Origin of the sequence: Bradyrhizobium sp. CCBAU 25338 (genome assembly GCF_028128965.1) — a bacterium.
Classification (GTDB): domain Bacteria; phylum Pseudomonadota; class Alphaproteobacteria; order Rhizobiales; family Xanthobacteraceae; genus Bradyrhizobium; species Bradyrhizobium liaoningense.
The window spans coordinates 125,139-147,507 of the sequence record NZ_LFKY01000039.1 but is presented as its reverse complement, the minus strand read 5'-3'; the positions used below and the strand labels follow the sequence as shown (position 1 = coordinate 147,507).

General features: G+C 64.4%; 22 protein-coding genes. 8 read left to right on the top strand and 14 right to left on the bottom strand.

Translation table 11 applies throughout. The features are described from left to right. The first annotated feature begins 18 nt into the window (after positions 1–18). Positions 19–1,086, top strand: a complete 1,068-nt coding sequence (locus ACM42_RS22700; protein ID WP_271530020.1) for an alcohol dehydrogenase — start codon at positions 19–21, stop codon at positions 1,084–1,086. 126 nt (positions 1,087–1,212) lie between these two features. Then, on the top strand, positions 1,213–2,292 hold the full coding sequence (locus tag ACM42_RS22695; RefSeq protein ID WP_271530019.1) for an isocitrate/isopropylmalate dehydrogenase family protein: 1,080 nt from the start codon (positions 1,213–1,215) through the stop codon (positions 2,290–2,292). A 34-nt stretch (positions 2,293–2,326) separates the two neighbouring features. Here ACM42_RS22695 and ACM42_RS22690 read toward each other — a convergent pair whose 3' ends face one another. The 4 genes from ACM42_RS22690 to ACM42_RS22675 all read right to left on the bottom strand — a co-directional run bounded on the left by ACM42_RS22690 (position 2,327) and on the right by ACM42_RS22675 (position 5,275). Next, positions 2,327–2,608: a hypothetical protein gene (locus ACM42_RS22690; RefSeq protein ID WP_271530018.1), complete on the bottom strand. Its 282-nt coding sequence runs from the start codon at positions 2,606–2,608 to the stop codon at positions 2,327–2,329. A gap of 104 nt (positions 2,609–2,712) precedes the next feature. Then, positions 2,713–3,534 carry an enoyl-CoA hydratase gene (locus tag ACM42_RS22685; protein WP_271530017.1) on the bottom strand — a complete coding sequence of 274 codons (822 nt, stop codon included), beginning with the start codon at positions 3,532–3,534 and terminating at the stop codon, positions 2,713–2,715. 290 nt (positions 3,535–3,824) lie between these two features. Then, complete coding sequence (locus ACM42_RS22680) at positions 3,825–4,196, bottom strand: helix-turn-helix domain-containing protein (protein ID WP_028179980.1); 372 nt, start codon at positions 4,194–4,196, stop codon at positions 3,825–3,827. A 29-nt stretch (positions 4,197–4,225) separates the two neighbouring features. Then, entirely contained in the window at positions 4,226–5,275 is a 1,050-nt protein-coding gene (locus tag ACM42_RS22675; RefSeq protein WP_271530016.1) for a LysR family transcriptional regulator, read from the bottom strand. Between the two features lie 484 nt (positions 5,276–5,759). On the opposite strand from ACM42_RS22675, the gene ACM42_RS22670 reads away from it, so the two are divergent. Together ACM42_RS22670 and ACM42_RS22665 are read left to right on the top strand one after the other, a co-directional pair. Next, a complete protein-coding gene (locus ACM42_RS22670) occupies positions 5,760–6,026 on the top strand; it encodes a hypothetical protein (RefSeq protein WP_028179978.1) in 267 nt (88 codons plus the stop codon). A gap of 207 nt (positions 6,027–6,233) precedes the next feature. Further along, a complete protein-coding gene (locus ACM42_RS22665) occupies positions 6,234–6,965 on the top strand; it encodes a cytochrome c biogenesis CcdA family protein (RefSeq protein ID WP_239622146.1) in 732 nt (243 codons plus the stop codon). A 114-nt stretch (positions 6,966–7,079) separates the two neighbouring features. Here ACM42_RS22665 and ACM42_RS22660 read toward each other — a convergent pair whose 3' ends face one another. The 7 genes from ACM42_RS22660 to ACM42_RS22630 all read right to left on the bottom strand — a co-directional run bounded on the left by ACM42_RS22660 (position 7,080) and on the right by ACM42_RS22630 (position 13,449). Further along, positions 7,080–8,135, bottom strand: coding sequence for an ABC transporter substrate-binding protein (locus ACM42_RS22660; RefSeq protein WP_271530015.1), 1,056 nt, complete (start codon positions 8,133–8,135; stop codon positions 7,080–7,082). Positions 8,136–8,139: 4 nt separating this feature from the next. Next, the gene (locus ACM42_RS22655; RefSeq protein WP_271530014.1) at positions 8,140–8,472 is read right to left on the bottom strand and encodes a hypothetical protein; all 333 of its coding nucleotides are present in this window, start codon (positions 8,470–8,472) and stop codon (positions 8,140–8,142) included. Next, a complete protein-coding gene (locus ACM42_RS22650) occupies positions 8,469–9,227 on the bottom strand; it encodes an ABC transporter ATP-binding protein (protein WP_271530013.1) in 759 nt (252 codons plus the stop codon). Before ACM42_RS22650 ends, ACM42_RS22655 begins: the two co-directional genes overlap by 4 nt. Beyond that, on the bottom strand, positions 9,224–10,030 hold the full coding sequence (locus ACM42_RS22645; protein WP_271530012.1) for an ABC transporter permease: 807 nt from the start codon (positions 10,028–10,030) through the stop codon (positions 9,224–9,226). Before ACM42_RS22645 ends, ACM42_RS22650 begins: the two co-directional genes overlap by 4 nt. Next, positions 10,027–10,848, bottom strand: a complete 822-nt coding sequence (locus ACM42_RS22640; protein WP_035670422.1) for an ABC transporter permease — start codon at positions 10,846–10,848, stop codon at positions 10,027–10,029. The genes ACM42_RS22645 and ACM42_RS22640 overlap by 4 nt, the downstream gene beginning before the upstream one ends. A gap of 149 nt (positions 10,849–10,997) precedes the next feature. Continuing rightward, complete coding sequence (locus ACM42_RS22635; RefSeq protein ID WP_028177803.1) at positions 10,998–11,819, bottom strand: FadR/GntR family transcriptional regulator; 822 nt, start codon at positions 11,817–11,819, stop codon at positions 10,998–11,000. Positions 11,820–11,991: 172 nt separating this feature from the next. Next, positions 11,992–13,449 carry a sensor histidine kinase gene (locus ACM42_RS22630; RefSeq protein WP_051393887.1) on the bottom strand — a complete coding sequence of 486 codons (1,458 nt, stop codon included), beginning with the start codon at positions 13,447–13,449 and terminating at the stop codon, positions 11,992–11,994. Between the two features lie 379 nt (positions 13,450–13,828). On the opposite strand from ACM42_RS22630, the gene ACM42_RS22625 reads away from it, so the two are divergent. From ACM42_RS22625 to ACM42_RS22615, 3 genes are all read left to right on the top strand, one after another. Next, on the top strand, positions 13,829–14,827 hold the full coding sequence (locus ACM42_RS22625; protein WP_271530011.1) for a TRAP transporter substrate-binding protein: 999 nt from the start codon (positions 13,829–13,831) through the stop codon (positions 14,825–14,827). Positions 14,828–14,909: 82 nt separating this feature from the next. Continuing rightward, positions 14,910–15,425, top strand: coding sequence for a TRAP transporter small permease (locus ACM42_RS22620; protein WP_271530010.1), 516 nt, complete (start codon positions 14,910–14,912; stop codon positions 15,423–15,425). Beyond that, entirely contained in the window at positions 15,422–16,741 is a 1,320-nt protein-coding gene (locus tag ACM42_RS22615) for a TRAP transporter large permease (protein WP_271530009.1), read from the top strand. Before ACM42_RS22620 ends, ACM42_RS22615 begins: the two co-directional genes overlap by 4 nt. A gap of 66 nt (positions 16,742–16,807) precedes the next feature. On the opposite strand, the gene ACM42_RS22610 is transcribed toward ACM42_RS22615, so the two are convergent. Next, a complete protein-coding gene (locus ACM42_RS22610; RefSeq protein WP_271530008.1) occupies positions 16,808–18,082 on the bottom strand; it encodes a serine hydrolase domain-containing protein in 1,275 nt (424 codons plus the stop codon). A gap of 163 nt (positions 18,083–18,245) precedes the next feature. Here ACM42_RS22610 and ACM42_RS22605 point away from each other — a divergent pair, with 163 nt between their 5' ends. Next, on the top strand, positions 18,246–19,163 hold the full coding sequence (locus ACM42_RS22605) for an intradiol ring-cleavage dioxygenase (RefSeq protein WP_271530007.1): 918 nt from the start codon (positions 18,246–18,248) through the stop codon (positions 19,161–19,163). Positions 19,164–19,176: 13 nt separating this feature from the next. Here the strand turns inward: ACM42_RS22605 and ACM42_RS22600 are convergent, their stop codons facing one another. Next, complete coding sequence (locus ACM42_RS22600; protein ID WP_271530006.1) at positions 19,177–20,910, bottom strand: bifunctional protein-serine/threonine kinase/phosphatase; 1,734 nt, start codon at positions 20,908–20,910, stop codon at positions 19,177–19,179. Positions 20,911–20,970: 60 nt separating this feature from the next. After that, entirely contained in the window at positions 20,971–21,810 is an 840-nt protein-coding gene (locus ACM42_RS22595; protein ID WP_271530005.1) for a formate/nitrite transporter family protein, read from the bottom strand. Positions 21,811–22,369 lie beyond the last annotated feature (559 nt).

Here is a 22,369-nt window from a genome sequence, read left to right as displayed (position 1 = left end):
CATTCCGGGAGGACGCCAATGAAGAGTTTCAAGGTTGCCGATTTCAAGGCGCCGCTGCAGGAGGTTGACGAGGCGACGCCGCAGCCATCGGGCACGCAGGTGCTGATCAAGGTGAAGGCGGCCGGCGTTTGCCACAGCGATCTCCACATCTGGGAAGGCGGCTACGATCTCGGCCATGGCCGCAAGCCGTTGTCACTGAAGGACCGCGGCATCAACCTGCCGCTCACGATGGGCCACGAGACCGTCGGCGAAGTGCTCGCCTTCGGTCCCGACGTGAAGCCGACCGACCAGGGCGATCTGAAGGTCGGCGATGTCGGCCTGGTCTATCCCTGGATCGGCTGCGGCAAATGCGCCACGTGCCTGGCTGGCGATGAGAACATGTGCCTGACGCCGCGCTCGCTCGGCGTCTATTGCGACGGCGGCTATGCCGACCACATGCTGGTGCCGCATCCGCGCTACCTGCTCAACCTCCGGGGGCTCGATCCCGCGACGACCGCGCCTTATGCCTGCTCGGGCGTCACCACCTACAGCGCGCTGAAGAAGGTCGAGCAGCATTTCGACACGCCGATCGTGATGTTCGGCGCCGGCGGCCTCGGCCTGATGGCGCTGTCGCTGCTCAAGGCCATGGGCGGCAAGGGTGCGATCATGGTCGATATCGACGCGAAGAAGCGCGAGGCGGCCGAGAAGGCCGGCGCGCTGGCGACCGTCGATCCCAAGGCGCCGGATGCGCTCGAGCAACTCGCCAAGAAGGCGGGGGGGCCGATCCGCGCCGTGATCGATCTGGTCGGCAATGCCGCGACGACGCAGCTCGGCTTCGACTGCCTCACCAAGGGTGGCAAGCTCGTCATCGTCGGCCTGTTCGGCGGTGGCGCGACCTGGGCGCTGCCGCTGATTCCGATCAAGGCGGTGACGATCCAGGGCAGCTATGTCGGTAATCTGCGCGAGACGCAGGAATTGCTCGAGCTCGTGCGAACGAAGAAGGTGCCGCCGATCCCGGTGACGCGGCAGCCGCTCGCCAAGGCCAATGACGCGCTGGTGCAGTTGCAGCAGGGCGCGGTGGTCGGACGCACGGTGCTGACGCCGTAATTTCATCGTTGGTTTGTCGTCATGGCCGGGCTTGACCCGGCCATCCACGTCTGGCCAAAGAGACAGCATCGAGACGTGGATGCCCGGGTCAAGCCCGGGCATGACGGTGGAGAGAGTAGGAATCCCATGTCCGCAAACAACGCCTTCCACATTGCCGTGCTCGCCGGTGACGGCATCGGTCCCGAAGTCATGGCGCCGGCGCTTGAGGTGCTGCGCAAGGTCGGCGAGAAATCCGGCCTGCGCTTCCGCTTCACCGACGCGCCGGCCGGCGCGAACAATTATCTCGCAACCGGCAAGTCGATGCCTGACACCACGATCAAGCTGTGCGAGGAGGCGGATGCGATTCTGCTCGGGGCCTGCGGGCTGCCGTCGGTGCGCTACCCTGACAACACCGAAATCGCGCCGCAGATCGAGCTGCGGTTCATCTTCGATCTCTATGCCGGCGTGCGTCCGGCGCGCCTCATTCCGGGCGTGCCGAGCCCGATCGTCGGCGCCGACCAGCGTGGCATCGATCTCGTCGTCATCAGGGAATCGACCGAAGGCCTGTTCGCCTCGATGGGCAAGGGCGTCGTCACCCATGAGGACGCGCGCGAGACCATGGTGATCACCCGCAAGACGTCCGAGCGCCTGTTCGAGTTCTCGTTTCGCCTGGCCGAGCGGCGCAAGGCCCGCGGCAAGCCGGGAATGCTCACCTGCGTCGACAAGGCGAACGTGTTCAAGGCGTTTGCCTTCTTCCGCGGCATCTTCGACGAGATCTCCAAGAAGCATCCTGACGTGAAGACCGACCGCCTCTATGTCGATGCCTGCTCGGCGATGCTGGTGAAGCGTCCCTGGGACTTCGACGTGATGGTGATGGAGAACATGTTCGGCGACATCGTCTCCGACATCACCGCCAGCCTGATCGGCGGCCTCGGCATGGCGCCCTCGGCCGACATCGGCGACAAGTATGCGGTGTTCCAGCCGTGCCACGGCACCGCGCCCGATATCATGGGGCAGGGCAAGGCCAATCCGACCGGCATGATCCTGTCGGCCGCGATGATGCTGGACTGGCTCGCCGACAAGCACGGCATCGAGAGCGCGGCCGAGGCGGGCGAGACCATCGAGCGCGCGGTGGACCAGGTCTATGCCGGCGGCATCAAGCCGATGGAGTTCGGCGGCAGCAACGGCACGGCGGATATCACGAAGGCCGTGCTCGCGGCGCTGTAATCAAAGGAAAGGGGCCCGAGGGCCCCTTTGTCGTTCACCAGCGGCGCCAGTGATGGTGATGACGCCAGCCCCACGGACGCGGGCCGTAGAAGCGCGGGCCGCCGTAATAGCCGTAGGCGCGATAATAGTTCGGGCGCCACCAGCAGCGGCCCCAGGGGTTACACACCCACCGCACCTGATCGACGTCAGCGGCCGGTCCGCTTGCAATCTTGTCGGCCTGCGGGATGCCGTTCGGCATTGCCGCGAGGGCCGGTCCCGACGCGAAGGCCACAGCGCCGACGGCAGCCAGACCAAGAACAGCTAATTTCAGTGTCATCGTAATCTCCCTCGTTGGTGGCGGGAGAACTTTCGCGACATCGAGTGGTTGCGGCTGTGCTGAGTTGCACGAGGAATTTAATCTACCTGAACGCGGGTTCAGCTTCAGCGCCCCCGGAACTTCGGTTTGCGCTTCTCCATGAAGGCCTGCCGGCCCTCGCGGAAATCCTCCGAGTCCATGCAGGCGTTGCCGATCGCCTTGATCGCCTCCATGTCGCGCGCGCTTTCGTCCTTCAGCACCTGCGCAATGGTGATCTTGGCGGCCTTGATCGCGAGCGGGGCGTTCTGCGCGATCGACTCGGCGATCGTCATGGTCTCGCCCCAGAGCTCGTCGACCGGGAACAGGCGCTCGACGAGACCGATGCGCAGCGCCTCGGCGGAATCGATCCGCATGCCCGTGTACATCAGAAGCCGCGCCCAGGCTGGGCCGACCAGCGACACCAGATGCCGCAAGCCGTCATAGCCGTAGGCGATGCCGAGCTTGGCTGCGGGAATGCCGAACTGGCTGCCGTGCGAGGCGAGGCGGATGTCGGCGAGCATCGCGACCTGCATGCCTCCGCCAAGGCAGTATCCGTCGATGCAGGCGATGGTCGGCTTGGGATAGTCGGCGAGCAGCGCGCGCTGGGCGGCGCTGCGCCTGGCGTACTCCTCCGACGCCGCTGCATTGTGCCTGACTTTCTCGAACTGGCTGATGTCGGCACCCGAGACGAACGCCTTGCCCCCGGCGCCGCGCAGGATCACGACGCGCACGGTGTCGTCGTCGCGCAAGGCCGTCAGCGCCTCGCCAAATCCCTCCCACATCTCCAGCGACATCGCGTTGCGCTTGTCGGGATTGTTGAAAGTGATCACGCCGACGCCACCGGCCGAGTGCTTGAGGATCTTGCCGTCGGCGTAAGGAGTTCCGGTCGTGCTGGAAATGTCGGGCATCGCGCGCTCGCTTGTCGGTGGCCGAGCGCAATGTGCGGCGCAGCCGCCGCCGCGGTCAACCGGCGCAGGGGAGGAGAGCTTGCATCCGCCTGTGCTGTGATTGCATGGCGCGCGAAGTTCGGCGAATGGCGGCAAACCGCCAAGAAAAGAGGACGGCCAGGCCGCCCCGAGACAGACCGCGCGCAAGCGTGCGGGCGCAGACATATCTCATCGGATCTCGTTCAATCCGGCCGCGCCCTGTGACGCGGCGGATTGAACATCGGCCGTAAAGGCCAGATCGCCGATCGAGCTCAGCTCTCGTTCGCCGCGATCGATTCCATCAGCGAGACGAGCTGACGCTGCACCGTCTGGTCCTTGATCTTGCTGTAGGCGCGCAGCAGGCGGAGGCTGAAGGCGGAGTCGAGGAAGAGCAGGCTCTCGACTTCGCGGGCCTTGTTGTCGCCGTCGTAGAAGAAGGTCACGGGCACATCGAGGGCGGTGGCGATCTGCTGAAGCCGAGCCGCGCCGACGCGATTGACGCCCTTCTCGTATTTCTGAACCTGCTGGAAGCTGACACCCAACTTCTCGCCGAGCTCGGCCTGCGAGATCTTCATCTCGACGCGCCGCAGACGGATCCGCTTGCCAAGCTCAATGTCCGGCTTGCCGGCACTGCGCTGCTTCATTCTTTTTGCCGCTGCTTTCATCTCTGTTCTCACCTTTGTTCTTCGGTTGAAAATCCCCCGAAGAGCTGGGTCAGGGGTTCGCCCATATACGAGTCCTTGAATTCATGCGGGTGCACGAACTCTTCCTTAAACCACGGGAAGCGAGCCGGATTGAAAGCCTCGATCAGCCAGTCAATCATGTGCCGCACGCGCGGAATACGGCCGCTACCGGGATGGTAGGACAGCCAGATATCGAGCGGTCGGTTCAGCTCGACCTCCAGTGGAATCAACTTCCCGCCAAGCGCAATGGCATAGCTCGGGAATACGCCTATGCCGGCGCCGTTCGCGACCGCCCAGTAGTTGGCGCTCGAGACATTGGTCTTCATGACCAGAAGGTCACGTTCCGGAACGCCAGGGAAAAAGCTTTCGAAGGATTCCTTGGCGGCGAGCTGGTCGGCGAATTGCAGCACCAGGCGATGCTTGATCAATTCCGCCGCCGAACGCGGCGCGCCATGCTTTGCGATGTATTTCTCGGAGGCCCAGAACATCAGATGCATGCGGCCGAGCCGCACCAGCTTGACGTCGAGCGCCGAGGGACGCGACAGATGGATGGCGACGTCGGCCTCGTGGCGCGAGACGTCGGCCGAGCGCATCGCGCAATGCAGGTCCACCAGGATCTTCGGATAGGCCTGCTGGAATTCGACCAGGCGCGGGGCCAGCCAGAACGTGCCGAGCCCTTCGGTGACGGCAACACGGACTTCGCCGGACAAGGCGTTGGCCATCGAATCGCTGGCGCGCAGCACGTCGAACGTGGCCGCCTCCATGCGCTCGACGGCAGAGACCACCAGGGCGCCTTCGTCGGTCAGATGGGTACCGTGGACGTCGCGGGTGAACAGGGTGGTGCCGGTCTGGCGTTCGAAATCGTCGATCCGCCGGCGCACGGCGTTGATCGACAGCGACAAACGCTCGGCGGCCGAGCGGAAACTTCCGCATCGGACGACTTCCAGGAATATGCGGGCCGCATCCCAATCCGAGAGGCCGCTGAGATTTGTTTTTGGGCGTTCCGCCAGCGGAACGCCCCTTGCCGCCAAGGAGTGCATACAATTTCCTCTAGGTAGCTAAACTGGCAGAATCTGACGCAAACCACAACCACGGCGGGTTGGGGAATGACGAGTTTTGAACGTCATCCTTATCAACTTGTGGGCGGTATTGGGGTGCTGTCTTGGGTTGGGGGATCGGGCAGCTATTGCCCGTCTGAGGGGGGTGTGGCGTGAGTTCCGTTGCGAGCCGTGAAATGGCTGCGGGATTGCCGGCGCTGTCCGCGATGGAAATTCTTGCGCGAAGGCAGATGCCGTCTCACGCGATGGATCGATCGCACCGCGCAAGACGTTTGCTCCCGGACCAGTTCGGCGATCGCCAATGCTGCTGCGGGGCGACTGCGGGCGGAACCGCGGTCCCACGGCAGAAACACACTGAAATCAGGTTCGGAGGCACAGTAGCCTCGTGCTATCTTTGGTCTTCCATGCGGGCCAAAGGGGGCGCCACAAGCACGTCTCGCAGGCCGAGTTAACGGAAAGAACGCAAGTGTCGCATTCAGACGAACAGTTGCAGTCGGTGCTGGGAACGCTCGAGGAGTGCCGCAGGGCTCTCAACGAGTGCAACAACCGTGAGTCGGCCGAGATGCTGTCCATTGTCATCCTCGACGTGCGGATGAAGCTGAAAGGAATTGACAGTGCCGATCTCAAGGCGCTGTGCGACGAAATGCTGCGGAGCGCTGCGAGCGAGCCGCCAACCCCTTCCAAGCAGACGCAGGACCAGCCCCGGCGTCCGCTGCTCCGCGTGGTGAAGTAGCCGCGCCGCCGAATCTCGCTTTTTGGCGAGGTTTGTGCGCGTCCCGATGCCGCATCTGTGATCACGGATGGCATCGGGAGGAGCCCTGGTTTTCGTGCGCCTCTGTTGCGCATTCTCAGCCATCGGCTACACCAGAGCCGGTTCGGCTCCGGGCCGGGCGCATTCCTTGCGCGCCGTACCGGTGCCTGAGATGGCTCCGATTGCATCATGCAAAATGTTTCGATCCCGGCGGCGCTGATTGCCGGACTCGTCAGCTTCCTCTCGCCTTGCGTCCTGCCTCTGGTTCCGCCCTATCTGGTTTACCTGACGGGCGCCACGATCGAGCATGTCGAAAGCGACGAGCCGGTCGCTGCCTCCAAGCGCGCGATCATGATGTCGGCACTTCTGTTCGTGCTCGGCTTTTCCACGGTGTTCGTGGCGCTCGGCGCCAGCGCTTCGCTGGTCGGCGGGCTGATCCGTGCCTGGTCGGCGGAGCTGTCGATTCTCGCCGGCATCGTCATCATCATCATGGGCCTGCATTTCCTCGGCCTGACGCGCATCGGCCTCTTGATGCGCGAGGGACGGCTGCCGATCCCCAAACCGGTCGGCCTCTGGGGCGCCTACATCATGGGCCTCGCTTTCGCCTTCGGCTGGACGCCCTGTATCGGCCCGATCCTCGCCGCGATCCTCTCGATCGCCGCGGCCGAAGCCACGGTGACGAAGGGCGCCGGCCTGCTCGCGGTCTATTCCGCGGGCCTCGGCATTCCCTTCCTGATCGCCGCGCTGATGATCGAACAGTTCTCCGCGCTGTTCGCGCGCATGAAGGGCCACCTCGTCAATGTCGAGCGCGCCATGGGCGTCTTGATGGTGATCACCGGCATCGGCTTTCTCACCGGCGCGGTCTCGAATGTGAGCATTTGGCTGCTCGAGACGTTTCCGGCGCTGCAGACGATCGGTTAGGGCGCGCTCCGGAGAACGGTGCAGCGGTTCTCCGAGAGGTCGTGCTCGAACGATAATCCAGTGCGTGGCGAGACCGGCGCACTGAGCGCGCCGATCTCGATGTGTGCGGCCGGCTCAGGGCTTGAACACATAGCCCGGCGTGATCGCCGCCGTCTCCGGGATCGGCGGCAGGTCGGCGAACAGCTCGGGGCGATCCTTCATGACCTTGAGAATGTGCTTCGGCTCGATATGCGCATTGACGTCGAAGGTCGATTTCAGGATGCCGAGCCGGGAGAGCCGGTCCTCGGCGCTCCACAGCGCGCGGTAATTGTTCGCCGACAGCCGGCGGTCGGCCTGCTGGATGTTGAACTGCATCGCCGCCTCGGCGACTTCCTGCTTGAGCCCCGGAATCCAGCGCGTGGCGACTTGCGCCGCCAGCTTCGGGTTCTTGCGCATCCATTGGTCGGCCTCGGAGACAGCCGAGAGGAATTTCTCGATGGTCTCGCCATTGGCCTGCACCCAGGGGCGAAGCGCGACGTTGAAGCCGATATAGGAGATCACGTCGCCGCCGCGGATGATCTCGACCGCGCCCGGCACATCCTTGCCGGCGACGATCGGCCAGGGGTCCCAGCCCGAGAACGCATCGATACCCTTGGCGAGCAGGGCGACGGTCATGTCCGGCGGCGGCGTGTTGACCAGCGTCACGTCGTCGGGCTTCAGCCCGGCCTTCTCCAGCGTCGCCAGGATGTAGAGATGGTTGATCGTGCCGAAGGACGCCGCGATCTTCTTGCCCTTCAGCGTCGACAGGTCGCCCTTGACGATGCCCGAACCTTCGCGCGCGATGATCGCCATCGTCGCGTCGGAGCCGGCCTTGGTGGCGTTGCCGCTGTAATTGCCGAGCGCGACGAGGTCCATGCCGCGCAGCACGGCGCCGATCATGGGCACGCCGACCTGCACGATCTCGCTCTCGCCGGCCTGCAGCGCGTTGAGCGCGTCGACGCCGGTCGCGTAGGGGCGTGCGATCGTGACGTCGAGCCCGTACTTCTCGAAGAAGCCGCGCTCGAGCGCGATCGGCAGGCCGATCTGGTCGATGCCGGTGACCATGCCGGCCTTCACTTTCGTCAAGGTCTGGGCGCTCGCCGGCACCATGCCGGCTAGAAGCGCGATCGCAAGCAGCAAGAGTCGTTTCATGTCCTCAGCCTCCCTCTTTTATCGGCCCCACCGCCGTCACCCAGTAAGGTCGGGCCACGGCGTTGAGGTCCGTTCTTTTGACACCGCGAAGTTCGATCGAGTGCTCGTCCGTGCCCGAGACGCGTCCGTATTGCTGGAACGCGAGCACGTGGAAGCGCTCCGGCATGAACGGCAGCTCGATCTGCACGTTGACCTTCTCCGATGTGCCGGTGAGCTCCGGCGAAATCTTGCCCGGCGCCGCGATCGTCAGCCAGAGCTGAAACAGCGCCCATGCGGCGATCGTGCCGAGCACGATGCGGCCCTTGGGCGAGCGCAGGACCTCGGCGGCGATGCTCATGCTGCGCGCACCATCTGCAGCACGCGCGCCGAGAGCTGCTTGAAGCGGTCGTCCTTGACCAGGTCGTCCCAGACCCGGGGCCGCGGCAGGTCGACCGCGATCTGGTCGAGCACGCGTCCCTTCGACAGCACGACGACGCGGTTGGCGAGAAACACCGCTTCCGCCACGTCGTGGGTGATGAAGATCACCGTCGGTTTGCGCTCCTGCCAGATGCGGGTCAGTTCCTCCTGGAGCGTCATGCGCGTCTGCGCGTCGACGCTGGCGAACGGCTCGTCCATCAGCAGGACGTCGGGGTTGTTGGCGAGCGCGCGCACCACGCCGACCCGCTGCTGCATGCCGCCGGAGAGCTCGTTGGGATAGCGGTGCGCCGCGTGCGAGAGTCCGGCAAGCGCCAGATATTCGCGCGCGATGCGGTCGCGCTCGGCCCTCGGCACGCCGCGCATCTTCGGGCCGAAACCGACATTGTCGAGCACCGTCTTCCAGGGAAACAGCGCGAATGACTGGAACACGACGCCACGCTCGGGGCCGGGCCCGTGCACCGGCTTGCCGTCGAGCAGGATGTCGCCCTTCGAATAGGGGATGAAGCCCGCGATCATGTTCAGGATCGTCGTCTTGCCACAGCCGGAGGGGCCGACCACCGAGATGAATTCGCCGGGCTCGACGTCGAGCGAGACGTCGTGGACGGCGGTGACATGCGCGCCCGCATAGGGATCGAAATAGGTCTTGCCGAGATTTCGCAGCGAGAGCGTCTTCATGATGTCACCAATCCCCAACGCTGGCCGGTCGCGCGCTCGAGCGGCGCGAGGATCCAGGCGTCCACGATGTACCAGAGCAATCCGAGAATGATCATGCCGAGCAGGATCTCGACGGTCGAGCCGGCGCGGCGGGCGTCGAACATCATGAAGCCGATGCCCGACGTGCCGACGATCATCTCGACTGCGATCAGCGCGCGCCAGCCATAGCCGAGCCCGTTGCGCAGGCCCGTGATGATGTTGGGCAGCGCGCCCGGCAGCGTCACCTCCCACAGCACGCGCGCGCGCGAGGCCCCGAGGCTCAGGGCGGCGCGCGCGAGGTCGCGCGGCACGGATTCGACGCCGAGCACGGTGTTGAGCACGACCGGGAACAGCACGGTGTAGACGATGACGAAGGTCATCGTCGTCAATCCGAAGCCGAACCAGATCAAGAGGATTGGCAGCCAGGCGATGTCGCCGATGGCCTGGAAGAACAGCAGCACCGGCCAGCAGATGCGGTGCGCCCAGCGGCTGGTGCCGATCAGGACCCCCAGTGGAATGCCGAGCGCCATGCCGACCGCGGCGCCGGTCGCGAGCCGGATCAGGCTGTCCTGGAGATAGTCGGGCAGGATGCCCTTGTAGGTGAGGGTGAAGAATGTGCGCATGACGTCGGCCGGGCCCGGGAAGAACGCGCGCGGAAACAAGCCGGCCTCGCTCACCGCGGTCCATAACGCCAGCACCGGGATGAAGGGAATGATCGCGGCGAGCCCCGGCCAGCGCCGCGTCAGGCGCGTATAGCCGGCCCAGATTTGCAGCATCAGATTCATGCGCGCCTCACCATGCCCCAGCGCTCGATGGTCGCGCGTTCCAGCGGGACCAGCAGCAGGCGGTCGATCAGAAGCCAGAGAACGCCGATCACGATCATGCCGAACACGATCACCTCGGTGCGGTAGAAGTCGCGCGCGACGAACAGCATGTAGCCGAGCCCGACATTGGTCGCGATCATCTCGGCGGCGATCAGCCCGCGCCAGGCGAAGCCAAGGCCCGTCCGAATGCCGGTGACGATGTTGGGGAGCGCGCCCGGCAGCAGCACTTCAGTCAGCAGCGCCCAGCGGCCGGCGCCGAGCGAGGCGGCGGCATTGCGCAGCGTGTGTGGGATGGTCCTGACGCCGAGCAGGGTGTTGTAGGCGACGACGAAGAACACGGCGTTGAAGATCACGAAGACGATCGCGCCGAAGCCGTAGCCGAACCACAGCGTCGCGATCGGGATCCAGGCAATGCCGGCGAGCACTGAGAAGAAGCGGAACAGCGGCGTCAGGAAGGCCGCAACCGTCGGGCTGACGCCCATGGCGATGCCGAGCGGCACGGCGGTTGCGATCCCGATCAGCGTGCCCAGGCCGACACGCAAGAGGCTCGCGCCGACATGGGCGAACAACGTGCCGTCGCGGATCGAGTCCAGCGCGGCCGCGCCGACCGCACCGACCGAGGGAAACACGCGCGGATTGACGTTGAACAGTGGCACGACGATGGCCCAGATCGCGACCAGCGCAAGCAGCGGCGCGACGAACATCGCGGCTCCCGCCAGCGAATTGACGCTGCGCATCAGCCGCGACGATCGCCCCTTCAGACTGCCCGTCACCTGCATTTGACCTCCCTGGCTCAGCTATGCCTGTGCCGGCATTTCACGCTGATCTTTCCGCCATCGTAACCACGTCTCGCGCGATGGCATATCTCCGTCGGTGTGCGAGCCTTACGATTCCCGGCGGAGCGAGGATCTGGGCCGAGCCCTTCGTGTCACGGTCCATGGCGTTTTCTCTTGTTCTTGAGGTTCGTTTTCTTGGGCGAGCGCACGGCCGATCCGACCGTTTTACGGGTCGCCGCGGCGATGGCCGTCTTCCGGTTCGAAAGCTTCAATCGGGTGTAGCCCAGCAGGCGTTCCATCGCGGCGCGCGCCTTCTCCGGGTTGCCGCTCTCGATGGCTCGCGCCGCCGCCACGTGGTTCGGCAGGTTATCCCTGAACCAGCCGCCGGTGCTGACGACGGCGACGGTGAAGACGGTGCTCAGGATGGTATCGATCGCGCCGCGAAAGCCCTGGAGGACCGGGTTGTGGGTCGCGTCCAGGATGGCAAGATGGAATGCCTTGTCAGCGGCGAGGGCGCTGGCCTGGTCCTTTGCACTCTGCATCGCGGCCAGGGCCGTGTCGATCCGCCAGCGGTCGTTCCGGGTGGCGCGTTCTGCGGCGAGAGCTGCGGCTGCAGGCTCGATGATCGAGCGCACCTCCTGGATCGCCAGCAGGAGGTCGCGGTCGGGCTCGTCCTGGCCGACGAGCCAGCTCAGCACGTCGCGGTCGAGCAGGCTCCATTCGTGGCGCGGCAGCACCTGCGTGCCGTGGCGCGGTCGCACGCTGACGAGGCCCTTGGCGGCAAGCGTCTTGATGGCCTCGCGCACCACGCCGCGCCCGACGCCGAAGCGGGTTTCGAGTTCAGGCTCCGGCGGAAGGGTCGTCCCGACGGGAATGAGATCCTGGGCGATCTCGCGGCCGAGCGTCGTCAGCACGGCGCGAATGCGGCCGGGCTTGACCAGTTTGTCGACGGGGCTCGGGCGCGCTCTTGCCACTCGTACGTTTCTCCCGTCCGGCCTGTCGCGGCCGGTTCATTTGTCGTTGGCTGCCACGCCCGGCGGCTTCACAATCATCCGATGTTTAACATCGGATGATTGGGTGCGGGCAAGCGCAATTGTCGCAGCATGACCGTGCTGCGTTGCGATATGCGCTGGGGGAGGCCGTGGATCAGGGCGCCTCGTCCAGCGTGCAGATCACCGTGCAGACCACGCCGCGCGGCAGGAAGTCGACGGTTGCCTCACCGTCGAGCTGGTCGCGCGCGCTGCGCTCGATCAGGCGCGAGCCGAAGCCGCGCTGCACCGGCGCAGTCACCGGCGGCCCGCCGGTCTCGGTCCATATCAGCCGCAGTCGCGGCTTCGGCGCATCAGCGATGACTTCCCAGTCCAGCGTCACCCGGCCGGTCTCGTTGGACAGCGCACCGTATTTCGCGGCGTTGGTGGCGATCTCGTGCACGATCATCGACAGCACCACGGCGAGCCGTGGCGACAGCGGCACGGCCGGGCCGGCCATGCGGATGCGGTCGTGATTGCTCAGCAGGAACGGCTGGAGCGCGCGGGCGATCACGTCCCGGAGCTCCGAGCCCGCCCATTTCTCCTGGCTCAGGAGATTATGCGCCTCGGCCAGCGCGCCGAGCCGTCCCTCGAACTTGGTCCGCTCGTCCCGGCTGGCGCTGCGGAAGGTCTGCACCGCGATCGCCTGCATCAGGGCCAGCGTGTTCTTGACGCGATGGTTGAGCTCCTCGATCAGGAGATTGTGCAGCATCTCGCCGCGTGCGATCGTGGTCGCCATCCTGACTGCAAAGGTGAGGCCCACCAGCAGCAGGATGCCGCCGATCAGGCTGGTGATCGCGATGTCGCGCCAGAGCGGCGCGACCAGCGAGCTCTCGCTGACGCCGGCCACGACCGTCCAGCCGGTCAGCTGCGATCTGGTGAAGGCGGAGGACAACGCGACGCCGTCGAGCGAAACGGTCGAAAGCGCGGCCTCCGGTGTGTGTGACATCGCATCGTAGAGTGCGCCGGAAGCCTGCTTGCCGAACGTCTCGGCAGGGTTGGGTGTACGCGCGAACACGCGAGCCTTGGTATCCAGCAGCGACACCGTCCATTGATCGTTTGGCCGCTGCTGCTCGACCAGTTTCTGGAATATCGCGATCGGCGGACTGAAGGAGAGCGCATAGGCCACTTCGCCATTGCGAAGCACGGGAACTTCCACGGTCACGATCGGCCGTTTCTCGGTCGAACCGACGAACAGGTCGGAATATTGCGGCGCCTTGCTTGCAAACACCCGCTCGACGATCTCTCGATTGTTGCGCGGCGGCAGGCTCGCTGCTTCCGTCGTCACGGTCGAAAACAGCTGCTGGCCGGATCTGTCGGCCAGCAGCAGGACGCTGTCGCCGCCATACTGGCTCGTGAATTCGACCGCCAGCCGGCGGAAGCCGTCGAAATCGCCGCTTTGCAGGGAATCGCCGAGCGCGAGCACCTGCAAGCCGCCCGTCATCCGCTGCACCTCGGAGTCGAGCACGAGGCGCATGCTTCGCACGGTCTCCAGCACCCGGCGCGTTGCCTCGCTGCGATCCTGGCGATAGTTGGAATAGGCGAGGCCGACGGCAAAGACGATCAGCGGCAACATCGTTCCCGCGACCAGGAGGGCGAGCCGGACCGGCAGGGTAAGCTTTGACAAGCGTGGGCGTCCCGGTTCCAGCGCAGCGGCGCCGGATCATGATTTTGGGAGGACCATAAGGGCAGTACTTGCCCGGTGCCACGATTTTCGCGTCCGGAGCGATCCCGCGACAGACGCTGTGACGCAGTCTGGAGTGGCGTCAGATCTTCGCGATCGCGGCAGTGCAGCAGGCGGCACCGGCGGAGCTCCGCGACGAAGAGGACGTCCAGCCTAAGCGAAATGACTTCCGTCCCGCCGTAGTTTTTCATACGCTCCATGAATGCAAGCCGCATAGCGGCTGCGCTCACGCCCCGGCGACAGGGGCGGAGCCTCAAAGGGAGGGGAGACGATGAAGCGAAGGTCATTTCTCGCTGGTATCGGTGCGACCACTGCGGCGGCTACGCTCGGCATGCCGTCAATCCTCAGGGCGCAAGCCCCGGTCACGCTGAACGGCGCGGTCCAGTTCAATGACGACCATGCCTTCAACCGGGCGCTGATCCGGTTCGAGGAGCTGGTGAAGAAATACTACGGCAAGCCCGTCAACTTCACCCTGCACAAGAACTCCTCGCTCGGCCTCGAGAAGCAGTATTTCGAGTACATGTCGCAGGGCAAGGCGGTCGATTACGGCATCGTCTCGCCGGCTCACATGTCGACCTTCGCCAAGGCGGCCCCGTTCATCGATGCGCCCTTCGTGTTCAAGGGCATCGAGCACATGAACAAGGTCGTCGAAGCCAACATCCTGGCGCCGGTCGCCGACGAGGTTGCGGCGAAGGCCGACGTCGTTCTGATCGGTTATGCCGGCGGCGGCATCCGCAACATCTTCGCCAACAAGCCGCTCAAGAACCTCGCCGACCTCAAGGGACTCAAGGTCCGCGTGCAGGGCGCGCCGATCTGGTCGAAGACGTTTGCGGCCGTCGGCATGAGCCCGACCGTGATCGCCTATAACGAAATCTACAACGCGATCCAGAACGGCGTGATCTCGGCCGGCGAGAACGAGGCGGCCGGCGTCGAGGCGATGAAGTTCTACGAAGTCGCCCCGCATCTCAACCTGACCCAGCACGCCGTATCGATCCGGCCGATCTGCTTCTCGGTGAAGACGCTGAAGACCTTGCCGAAGGATCTGCAGGACGCGATCATGAAGGCCGGCAAGGAGGCCGGCGATTACGGGCGCCAGCTGGAGTCGAGCGAAGAGGTCGTCAAGCTCGACACGCTCGAAAAGGCCGGCAAGCTCAAGCGCGTTCCATTCGAAGAGCGGGACGCCATGAAGAAGCTCGCCGATCCCGTGATGGCCACCTACGCCAAGGAAATTGGCGCGGAAGGCATTTTCGAGAAGATCAACGTCGTCTGAGGTCGCTCTGTCCGCCGGCGATCGTCCGGGCAGGCCCCGCTTCCTGCCCGGACCTGGCGGATGAGCGCCGTACGGAGCCCCAATGTCCGACATGCCCGTCCCGTCCACACCGTCGCTGTGGCGTCGCGTCACCGCGGCCTATGCGAAATTGCTGGAATTCCTGCTGGCCGCCTGCGTCGGCATCCTCGTTGTTCCGGTCACGCTGCAAATCATCTCACGCTACACGCCGTTCATTCCGTCCTACATCTGGACGGAGGAAATGGCGCGCTTCCTGTTCATCTGGACGATCATGATTGGCGCCATGGTGGGCATCCGGGAGGCGCAGCATTTCGAGGTCGACGTATGGCCCGACCTGTCGCGGCGGTCGGAGGCCGCGGTGCGGATACTCGCGCGACTCGGCGTGCTGGCGCTGGCGCTGGTGTTCGTAACCGCCGGCATAGAGTTCACCCGTTTTGCCTGGAACAGAACGTCGGAATTGGCCGATCTGCCGCTCTGGCTGATCCACGTCGCCTGGCCGGTGGCCGGTCTGACGTGGATCGTCTTTGCGGGTGAACAGATCATCGATGAAATGCGCGTTCTGGTCGGGGCACAGAGATGAGCGGCACTGTACTTTCTGCCGGACAGGCTGCGATGGTGCTGTTCGGGGTCTTCGTCGGCCTGCTCATCGCGCGCGTGCCGGTCGCTTTCGCGCTCGGTCTTGCCTGCGTGCCGATCCTGCTGATCGAGCCGCGCCTGTCGCTGATGACGCTCGCGCAGGAGACCTTCAATGCGTACAATTCATTCATCCTGCTCGCGGTGCCGTTCTTCCTGCTGACGGCGAACCTGATGAGCATCGGCGGCATCACCGATCGCCTCGTGACGCTGTCGCGCTCGATGGTCGGGCACTGGCCGGGATCCCTGGCGCAGATCAACGTCGTGCTGTCGGTGTTCTTTGCCGGTATCTCGGGCTCCTCCACCGCCGATGCGGCGAGCCAGTCCAAGATCTTCATCGATGCGCAGAACAAGGAAGGCTACGACCTTTCGTTCTCCATCGCCATCACCGCGGTGTCGGCGGTGCTTGCAGTCATCATTCCGCCGTCGATCCTGATGATCGTGTGGGGCGGGCTGATCTCGACCTCGATTGCGGCGATGTATCTGGCCGGCATCGTGCCGGGCCTGCTGATCGCGGGCGCGCAGATGGCGACGGTGCACGTCTATGCCGTGCGCCGCGGCTACCCCACCTATCCGAAATCGACCTGGGTCGAGATGCGATCCGCTATCTGGCGGTCGATACCGGCGCTGATGACGCCGTTCATCGTCGTCGGGGGTATTCTGCTCGGCTGGTTCACCGCGACCGAGTCCGCCTGCGTCGCGGTGCTCTATTCCGTAGCGCTCTCGACATTCTTCTACCGCGAGACGGGTCCACGCGAATTGTACAAGGCCTTGCTCGACACCGGGCGCCTTGCCGGCGTGGCGCTGTTTTGTGTCGGCACCGCAAGTGCGTTCGGCTGGCTGCTCGCCTACTACAAGATCCCGCAAGAGCTGCTGGCCAACGTCTCGACTTGGGGCATGGGCGCCGTTGCGGCCGGCTTCTTCATTTCCTTCTGCTTTCTGGTGGTGGGCTGCTTCCTCGACGCCATCCCGGCGATCATCATCGTCGGCACCGTGCTGGAGCCGCTCGCCAAGTCCGTCGATCTCCATCCGGTCCAGTTCGCGATCATTTCCATCGTATCGCTCGCCTTCGGGCTGGTGACGCCACCCTACGGCCTGTGTCTGATGATTGCCTGCTCGATCGCCGGTGTGCGGCTGCGCTATGCCCTGAAGGACACGGTGATCATGCTGATACCGATGCTGCTCGTGCTGGCGGCGGTCATCGTCTGGCCCAGCGTGTCGCTGTTCCTGCCGCGTCTGATCGTGCCGGAGATGCTGAAATGAGCGTCGGCAAATGAGCTTCTGAGAGTGCGATCCCGCGGCGGACGGCCGCGGGATCGATTCCACCGGTTACAGATTGCTCTCGGTGATGGCCGCGTAGACCATGCTGCGCAGCTCGCGGCGGATCGGATAGGCGCTCGACGGCAGCACCTGCGTCATGAAGATGGTGATCAGCTCCTCGGCCGGATCGATCCAGAACGAGGTCGTGGCCGCGCCGCCCCAATTGTATTCGCCAGGGCTGCCGGCGATCAGCGTCTCCGCCGGGCGCATGGTGACGGCGAAGCCGAGGCCGAAGCCGATGCCGTTATAGGTGGCTTCGGAGAACAGCGAGCGCGACACCTCCGGAAGCGCGCGTCCGCCCGGGATGTGGTTCATCGTCATCAGCGCCAGCGTCTTCGGCCCGATCAGCCTGACACCACCGAGCTCACCACCATTGAGCAGGGCGCGGCAGAAGGTGAGATAGTCGGCGACCGTCGAGCACAGCCCGCCGCCGCCGGAGATGAAGGAGGGCGGTGACAGGAACGAGCTCGTCGTCGGATCGTCCTGCAGCGTGAGGCCCTCGCGACGCTGGCCGGCGTGGAAGGTCATGCCGCCGCCGGGGTCCGCCGAGTAGCAGGCGGCGAAGCGATGCGCCTTCGAGGCCGGCACGTGGAAACCGGTGTCGGTCATGCCGAGCGGATCGAGAATCCGCTGCTTGAGAAACTGCTCGAAAGGCATCCCCGAGATCTTCCCGACGAGGTAGCCGATCACGTCGGTTGAGACGGAGTAGTTCCAGGATTCGCCCGGCGAGAATTCCAGCGGGATCTTTGCCAATCCCTCGATCATGGTCTGGAGCGTGCCTGACTTCTCGACCTCGCCGATCTTCTCACTGCGATAGGCGGCATCGACATTGGAGCGCTGCTGGAAGCCGTAGGTCAGGCCGGAGGTGTGGCGCAGCAGGTCGACGATCAGCATCGGCCGCGACGGCGGCCGGGTCAGGAAGGCCGGGTAGGTGCCGGCGACGAACACGCCGAGATCCTTCCATTCCGGAATGTACTTGGCGACGGGCTCGTCGATCGCGACGAGGCCTTCCTCCACCAGCATCATGAAGGCGACGCTGGTGAGCGGCTTGGTCATGGAATAGATGCGGTAGATGGTGTCGTCCTTCACCGGCGCCTTGCGTTCGACGTCGGCAAAGCCCTGCACCGAGCTGTGAGCGATCTTGCCGCGGCGATAGACCAGGAGCTGCGTGCCGGGGAAACGGCCGGCATCGATGTACCGGTTCTTCAGATGCGCATCGACGCGGTCGAGCGCAGCCTTGGACAGGCCGACGGATTCGGGCGAGGCGGGGGTGGGGGCGAGCATCAGTTCCTCCGGGGCGTTTTGTCGGAAAGTTGATACCGAAATGGCGGCTCCATTCCAAGTCGGTTGCGCTTAACGCGGCCGGGCCGACTGGTGTAGGCTCGGCGGCGGAACGCCTCCAGGGAGCCCGCCCGGGCCAACGAGAAAAACGCGAGGGCAACGCATCATGACCCAGTTCAACGAGACCGAACTCACCGAAGCCGTCGTTCGGAGCTTCGACCAGACGCCTGATACGCGGGCAAAATTCCTGCTGCAGGAATTGGTGAAGTCGCTGCACGATTACGTGAGCAAGACCGGCCTGACCTTCGAGGAATGGGAATACGCCATCGATTTCCTGACCCGGACGGGGCAGAAATGCACCGACACGCGCCAGGAGTTCATCCTGTTGTCCGACGTGCTCGGCGTCTCCATGCTGGTCGACGCCGTCAACCACCGCGACCGCGAGGGCGCGACAGAGACCACGGTGCTCGGTCCGTTCTATGTCGGCGAGCACAAGGTGACCGCGCACGGCACCGACATCTCGCCGCACAATCTCACCGGCGAGAAGATGTTCGTGCAGAGCCGCGTCACCGATCTCAACGGCAAGCCGCTCGCGGGCGTTCCCGTCGATGTCTGGCATGCCGATGACGACGGCTTCTACGATTCCCAGAAGCCGAACTATGACGAGATCGGCGCCTCGGCGCGGGCGCGTTTCATCACGGACAGCGACGGCCGCTTCTTCTTCCGCACCATCCTGCCGTGCAGCTACCCGATCCCAACCGACGGCCCGGTCGGCGAGATGATCGTGCAAACCAAGCGTCATCCGATGCGCCCGGCGCATGTGCACTTCCTGGTCAATGCGAAGGGCTATGAGCCGCTGATCACCCACGTCTTCATCGGTGGCGACAAATATCTGGATTCCGACGTGGTGTTCGGGGTCAAGGATGACCTGATCGCCAAGGTCGAGCCGCGCAACGACCTTGAGATGCCCGACGGCACCAAGGCGGCCGGACCGTGGCACCTGATGACGTACGAATTCCACCTCAAGCCGGGCGGCGGCATGGCGCCGAAGCCGCTGGGGACGAAAGCGGCAGAGCCGGCCTGACGATCTCGTTCGGCTATCGCAGCCGAAGGGCGGCGAGCAGGGCCACGACGGTGCAGGCCAGGATCGCGGTGGTCAGCTTCCAGAACAGCAGCGGATTGCGCTCCAACAGAGGCGTTGTCCGCGTGGCGAGATAGGCCGGATTTGGGTTTCTGAGCTCGAACAAGAACTCGGAGATGTCTTCGTGGCGCTTGTAGGGATCGGGATGCAGCGCTTTCCTGAGCGCGCCGTCGATCCAGCCCGGGATGCCTCGTTCGGCATCGATCGCCGGACGATATCTCAATTTCCATGCGTCCGATTTTCCCCGGATCTTGGCAAGCTGGGCGCCGTAAGGCAGATGTCCGGTGAGCATCTGGTAGCAAATGGCGGCCAGTGAAAACATGTCGGACCGGGGCGATCCGCCCTCACCGAGGAAATACTCCGGTGCCGTATATTGAACGGTGCCGAGAATTTCCTCCGCGTCCATGTTGGGCGTCGCTTCGGCGACCCCTGCGACCCTGACCGATCCGAAGTCGATGATCTTGGCGGTGCCGGTCTTGTCGATCAGGACATTGTCGGGCCTGAGGTCCTGGTGCAGCATCTCCATTCGGTGGAAGGCGCGAAGCCCCGCGGCGATCTGCTCGACGATCCTGCGGACCGTCTCCAGATCGGGGCGGGGGTTGTCGAGCATCCATTGCCTTAGCGTTTGCCCCTCGACGAACTCGGTGGCGACATACAGATAGCTGCGACGCTCCGATCGCGACCTGGGTTTCAGCACGTATGGGCTGTCGATCCGTCGCGCGATCCATTCCTCCATAAGGAAGCGCTTCAAATAGGCCTGGTTGCCGCGCAGATCGATCGAGGGAATCTTGAGTGCGACCGGTTCTTCGGTCGCCGCGTCGACGGCGAGATAGATGTGGCTGCGGCTGCTGCCATGGATTTCCCGGATGATCCGATAGCCATCGAACATCGCCCGCGGCTCCAGCAGGGGAGGCAGGGGCAGCGTCGAGGTCCGATCGAAAACGCCCGTTTCCTCCGGCACCGCATCGATGCGCAGGATCTGGACGGTGATGTTGTCGTCGCTGCCGCGCCGGTAGGCTTCCTCGACGATGGATTTTGCCGCGTGGTCGAGATTGCCCGCATGCTCGGTGATCGCGCTCGTGACAAAGCGTGCATCGACAAATTCATAGGCGCCGTCGGTTGCCAGCAGAAAGATGTCGCCGGCCTCGACCTCGAAGGCCTGATAGTCGATCTCGAGCTGCGGATTGATGCCGAGCGCGCGGCCGAGATAGGTCTGCTCCGAAGACACGATGATGCGGTGATCGTCGGTCAGCTGCTCGAGCGTCTTGCCGGCGAGGCGGTAGACGCGGCAATCGCCGACATGAAAGATGTGCGCGGTGGTCGCCTTGATGACCATGGCGCTGAGGGTGCAGACATAGCCCTTGTCCCGGTCATAGGCATATTGGCTCTTGCGCGTCTGCGCATGCAGCCAGGAATTGGTCGCGTCCAGCACGCGGCGGGCGGAGGTCTTCACCGTCCAGGATTCCGACGTGCAATAATAGTCCATCAGGAAGCTCTTGACCGCCGACTCGCTGGCGATCTGGCTCACCGTGCTGGAGGAGATGCCGTCGGCGAGGACGGCCGCGATGCCTTTCAGGCTGAGCAGCGGCTCTTCCGGAATCAGGACGCCGTGAAAGTCCTGGTTGATGGGCTTGCGGCCCTTGTCGGAATGCTGGCCGACCGAAATCAGGAGTCCGCGGGGCATCGTCATCACCGGCAAAGGGGAGCCTCACCCTGATCGGGCGAGGCTCCTCTGTCGAGACGGATTCGATCAGGCCGCAACGCGGGGCTTCGCAACCTTGGTGGCCTGGCGCTTCGGCAGGGTCATGACGTGCGTGGCATAGAGCGTCATGCCGGTGAAGGCGAGGCCGCCGACGAGGTTGCCGAGCACGGTCGGGATCTCGTTCCAGATCAGATAATCCATGATCGAGAACTTCGCGCCGAGCAGTAGCCCGGACGGGAACAGGAACATGTTCACGACGGAATGCTCGAACACCATGTAGAAGAACACCAGGATCGGCATCCACATCGCGATGACCTTGCCCGGGACCGAGGTCGAGATCATGGCGCCGACGACGCCGGTCGAGACCATCCAGTTGCAGAGCATGCCGCGCAAGAACAGCGTCGCCATGCCTGCCGCGCCGTGCGCGGCGTAGCCGAGGGTTCGCCCTTCGCCGATATTGCCGATGGCGGCGCCGACCTTGTCCGGCGCCTGGGTGAAGCCGAAGGTCGTGACGAAAGCCATCATGAAGGCCACCGTAAAGGCGCCGGCGAAGTTGCCGACGAACACGAGGCCCCAATTGCGCAGCACGCCGCCAAGGGTGACGCCCGGACGCTTGTCGATCAGGGCGAGCGGGGAAAGCACGAAGACGCCGGTGAGGAGATCGAAGCCCAGCAGATAGAGCATGACGAAGCCGACCGGAAACAGCAGCGCGCCGATCAGCGGCTGGCCCGTGTTGACGTTGATCGTCACGGCGAACCAGGCCGCCAGCGCCAGGATGGCGCCCGCCATATAGGCTCGGATGATGGTATCCCGGGTGGACATGAAGATCTTGGACTCGCCCGCATCCACCATCTTGGTGACGAATTCCGAAGGCGCGAGATACGACATCAATGGTTCCTTTTGCTTCGTAAGTGAGATCGACACGCTCCGGAGAGCGCGGCTGAACGTCATCGGCCGTGCGGGCTGGCCTGCCGCGCACGAGGGCTATGGAAAATCTGGAAGCTTTGGGAATCGCGTCACGAGGACTTTGAGCCGGGAGGGCCGCGAAGCAGGTGAGCTTCCGGGATGCAGCCGCCAGAGGCTGCATCAATGCGGCGAGCCGCAGTCTTCGTTGACGGCGAAAGAAATGCAAGTTGCGTGCCGGCGCGGGCGTCAAAAATACCAAGTGATTTCAATGCGATGCCGCTCTGACCGATCTGATTCTGACGCCGCCTCGGCCACTTCCTTAAGCTATTGCACAAGCTTTGTGCGCCGCACAAGCAATGTGCAGATCGCAAATTTTGGGTGCGGAACCGACCTGCGACAGTCTGGCGCTGCCGCTATAACAAATTGATTCGTTTGTTCTTTTCATAACGCCGGGCTTGGCATGAAGCTTGAATGGTTCCAATCGACGCCATTGAAGCCGTCCCGCGAGAATTCTCATCCGATTTGCTGACGCCACCAGACG

What these genes read in the sequence shown, in the direction of transcription:
- ACM42_RS22625 (WP_271530011.1), top strand. Translation starts at nt 13,829, where the DNA reads ATGAAGCGAAGGTCATTTCTCGCTGGTATCGGTGCGACCACTGCGGCG.
- ACM42_RS22645 (WP_271530012.1), bottom strand. Translation starts at nt 10,030, where the DNA reads ATGAATCTGATGCTGCAAATCTGGGCCGGCTATACGCGCCTGACGCGG.
- ACM42_RS22660 (WP_271530015.1), bottom strand. Translation starts at nt 8,135, where the DNA reads ATGAAACGACTCTTGCTGCTTGCGATCGCGCTTCTAGCCGGCATGGTG.
- ACM42_RS22655 (WP_271530014.1), bottom strand. Translation starts at nt 8,472, where the DNA reads ATGAGCATCGCCGCCGAGGTCCTGCGCTCGCCCAAGGGCCGCATCGTG.
- ACM42_RS22605 (WP_271530007.1), top strand. Translation starts at nt 18,246, where the DNA reads ATGACCCAGTTCAACGAGACCGAACTCACCGAAGCCGTCGTTCGGAGC.
- ACM42_RS22610 (WP_271530008.1), bottom strand. Translation starts at nt 18,082, where the DNA reads ATGCTCGCCCCCACCCCCGCCTCGCCCGAATCCGTCGGCCTGTCCAAG.
- ACM42_RS22615 (WP_271530009.1), top strand. Translation starts at nt 15,422, where the DNA reads ATGAGCGGCACTGTACTTTCTGCCGGACAGGCTGCGATGGTGCTGTTC.
- ACM42_RS22650 (WP_271530013.1), bottom strand. Translation starts at nt 9,227, where the DNA reads ATGAAGACGCTCTCGCTGCGAAATCTCGGCAAGACCTATTTCGATCCC.
- ACM42_RS22640 (WP_035670422.1), bottom strand. Translation starts at nt 10,848, where the DNA reads ATGCAGGTGACGGGCAGTCTGAAGGGGCGATCGTCGCGGCTGATGCGC.
- ACM42_RS22620 (WP_271530010.1), top strand. Translation starts at nt 14,910, where the DNA reads ATGTCCGACATGCCCGTCCCGTCCACACCGTCGCTGTGGCGTCGCGTC.
- ACM42_RS22685 (WP_271530017.1), bottom strand. Translation starts at nt 3,534, where the DNA reads ATGCCCGACATTTCCAGCACGACCGGAACTCCTTACGCCGACGGCAAG.
- ACM42_RS22595 (WP_271530005.1), bottom strand. Translation starts at nt 21,810, where the DNA reads ATGTCGTATCTCGCGCCTTCGGAATTCGTCACCAAGATGGTGGATGCG.
- ACM42_RS22675 (WP_271530016.1), bottom strand. Translation starts at nt 5,275, where the DNA reads ATGCACTCCTTGGCGGCAAGGGGCGTTCCGCTGGCGGAACGCCCAAAA.
- ACM42_RS22600 (WP_271530006.1), bottom strand. Translation starts at nt 20,910, where the DNA reads ATGACGATGCCCCGCGGACTCCTGATTTCGGTCGGCCAGCATTCCGAC.
- ACM42_RS22680 (WP_028179980.1), bottom strand. Translation starts at nt 4,196, where the DNA reads ATGAAGCAGCGCAGTGCCGGCAAGCCGGACATTGAGCTTGGCAAGCGG.
- ACM42_RS22630 (WP_051393887.1), bottom strand. Translation starts at nt 13,449, where the DNA reads ATGTTGCCGCTGATCGTCTTTGCCGTCGGCCTCGCCTATTCCAACTAT.
- ACM42_RS22695 (WP_271530019.1), top strand. Translation starts at nt 1,213, where the DNA reads ATGTCCGCAAACAACGCCTTCCACATTGCCGTGCTCGCCGGTGACGGC.
- ACM42_RS22690 (WP_271530018.1), bottom strand. Translation starts at nt 2,608, where the DNA reads ATGACACTGAAATTAGCTGTTCTTGGTCTGGCTGCCGTCGGCGCTGTG.
- ACM42_RS22665 (WP_239622146.1), top strand. Translation starts at nt 6,234, where the DNA reads ATGCAAAATGTTTCGATCCCGGCGGCGCTGATTGCCGGACTCGTCAGC.
- ACM42_RS22700 (WP_271530020.1), top strand. Translation starts at nt 19, where the DNA reads ATGAAGAGTTTCAAGGTTGCCGATTTCAAGGCGCCGCTGCAGGAGGTT.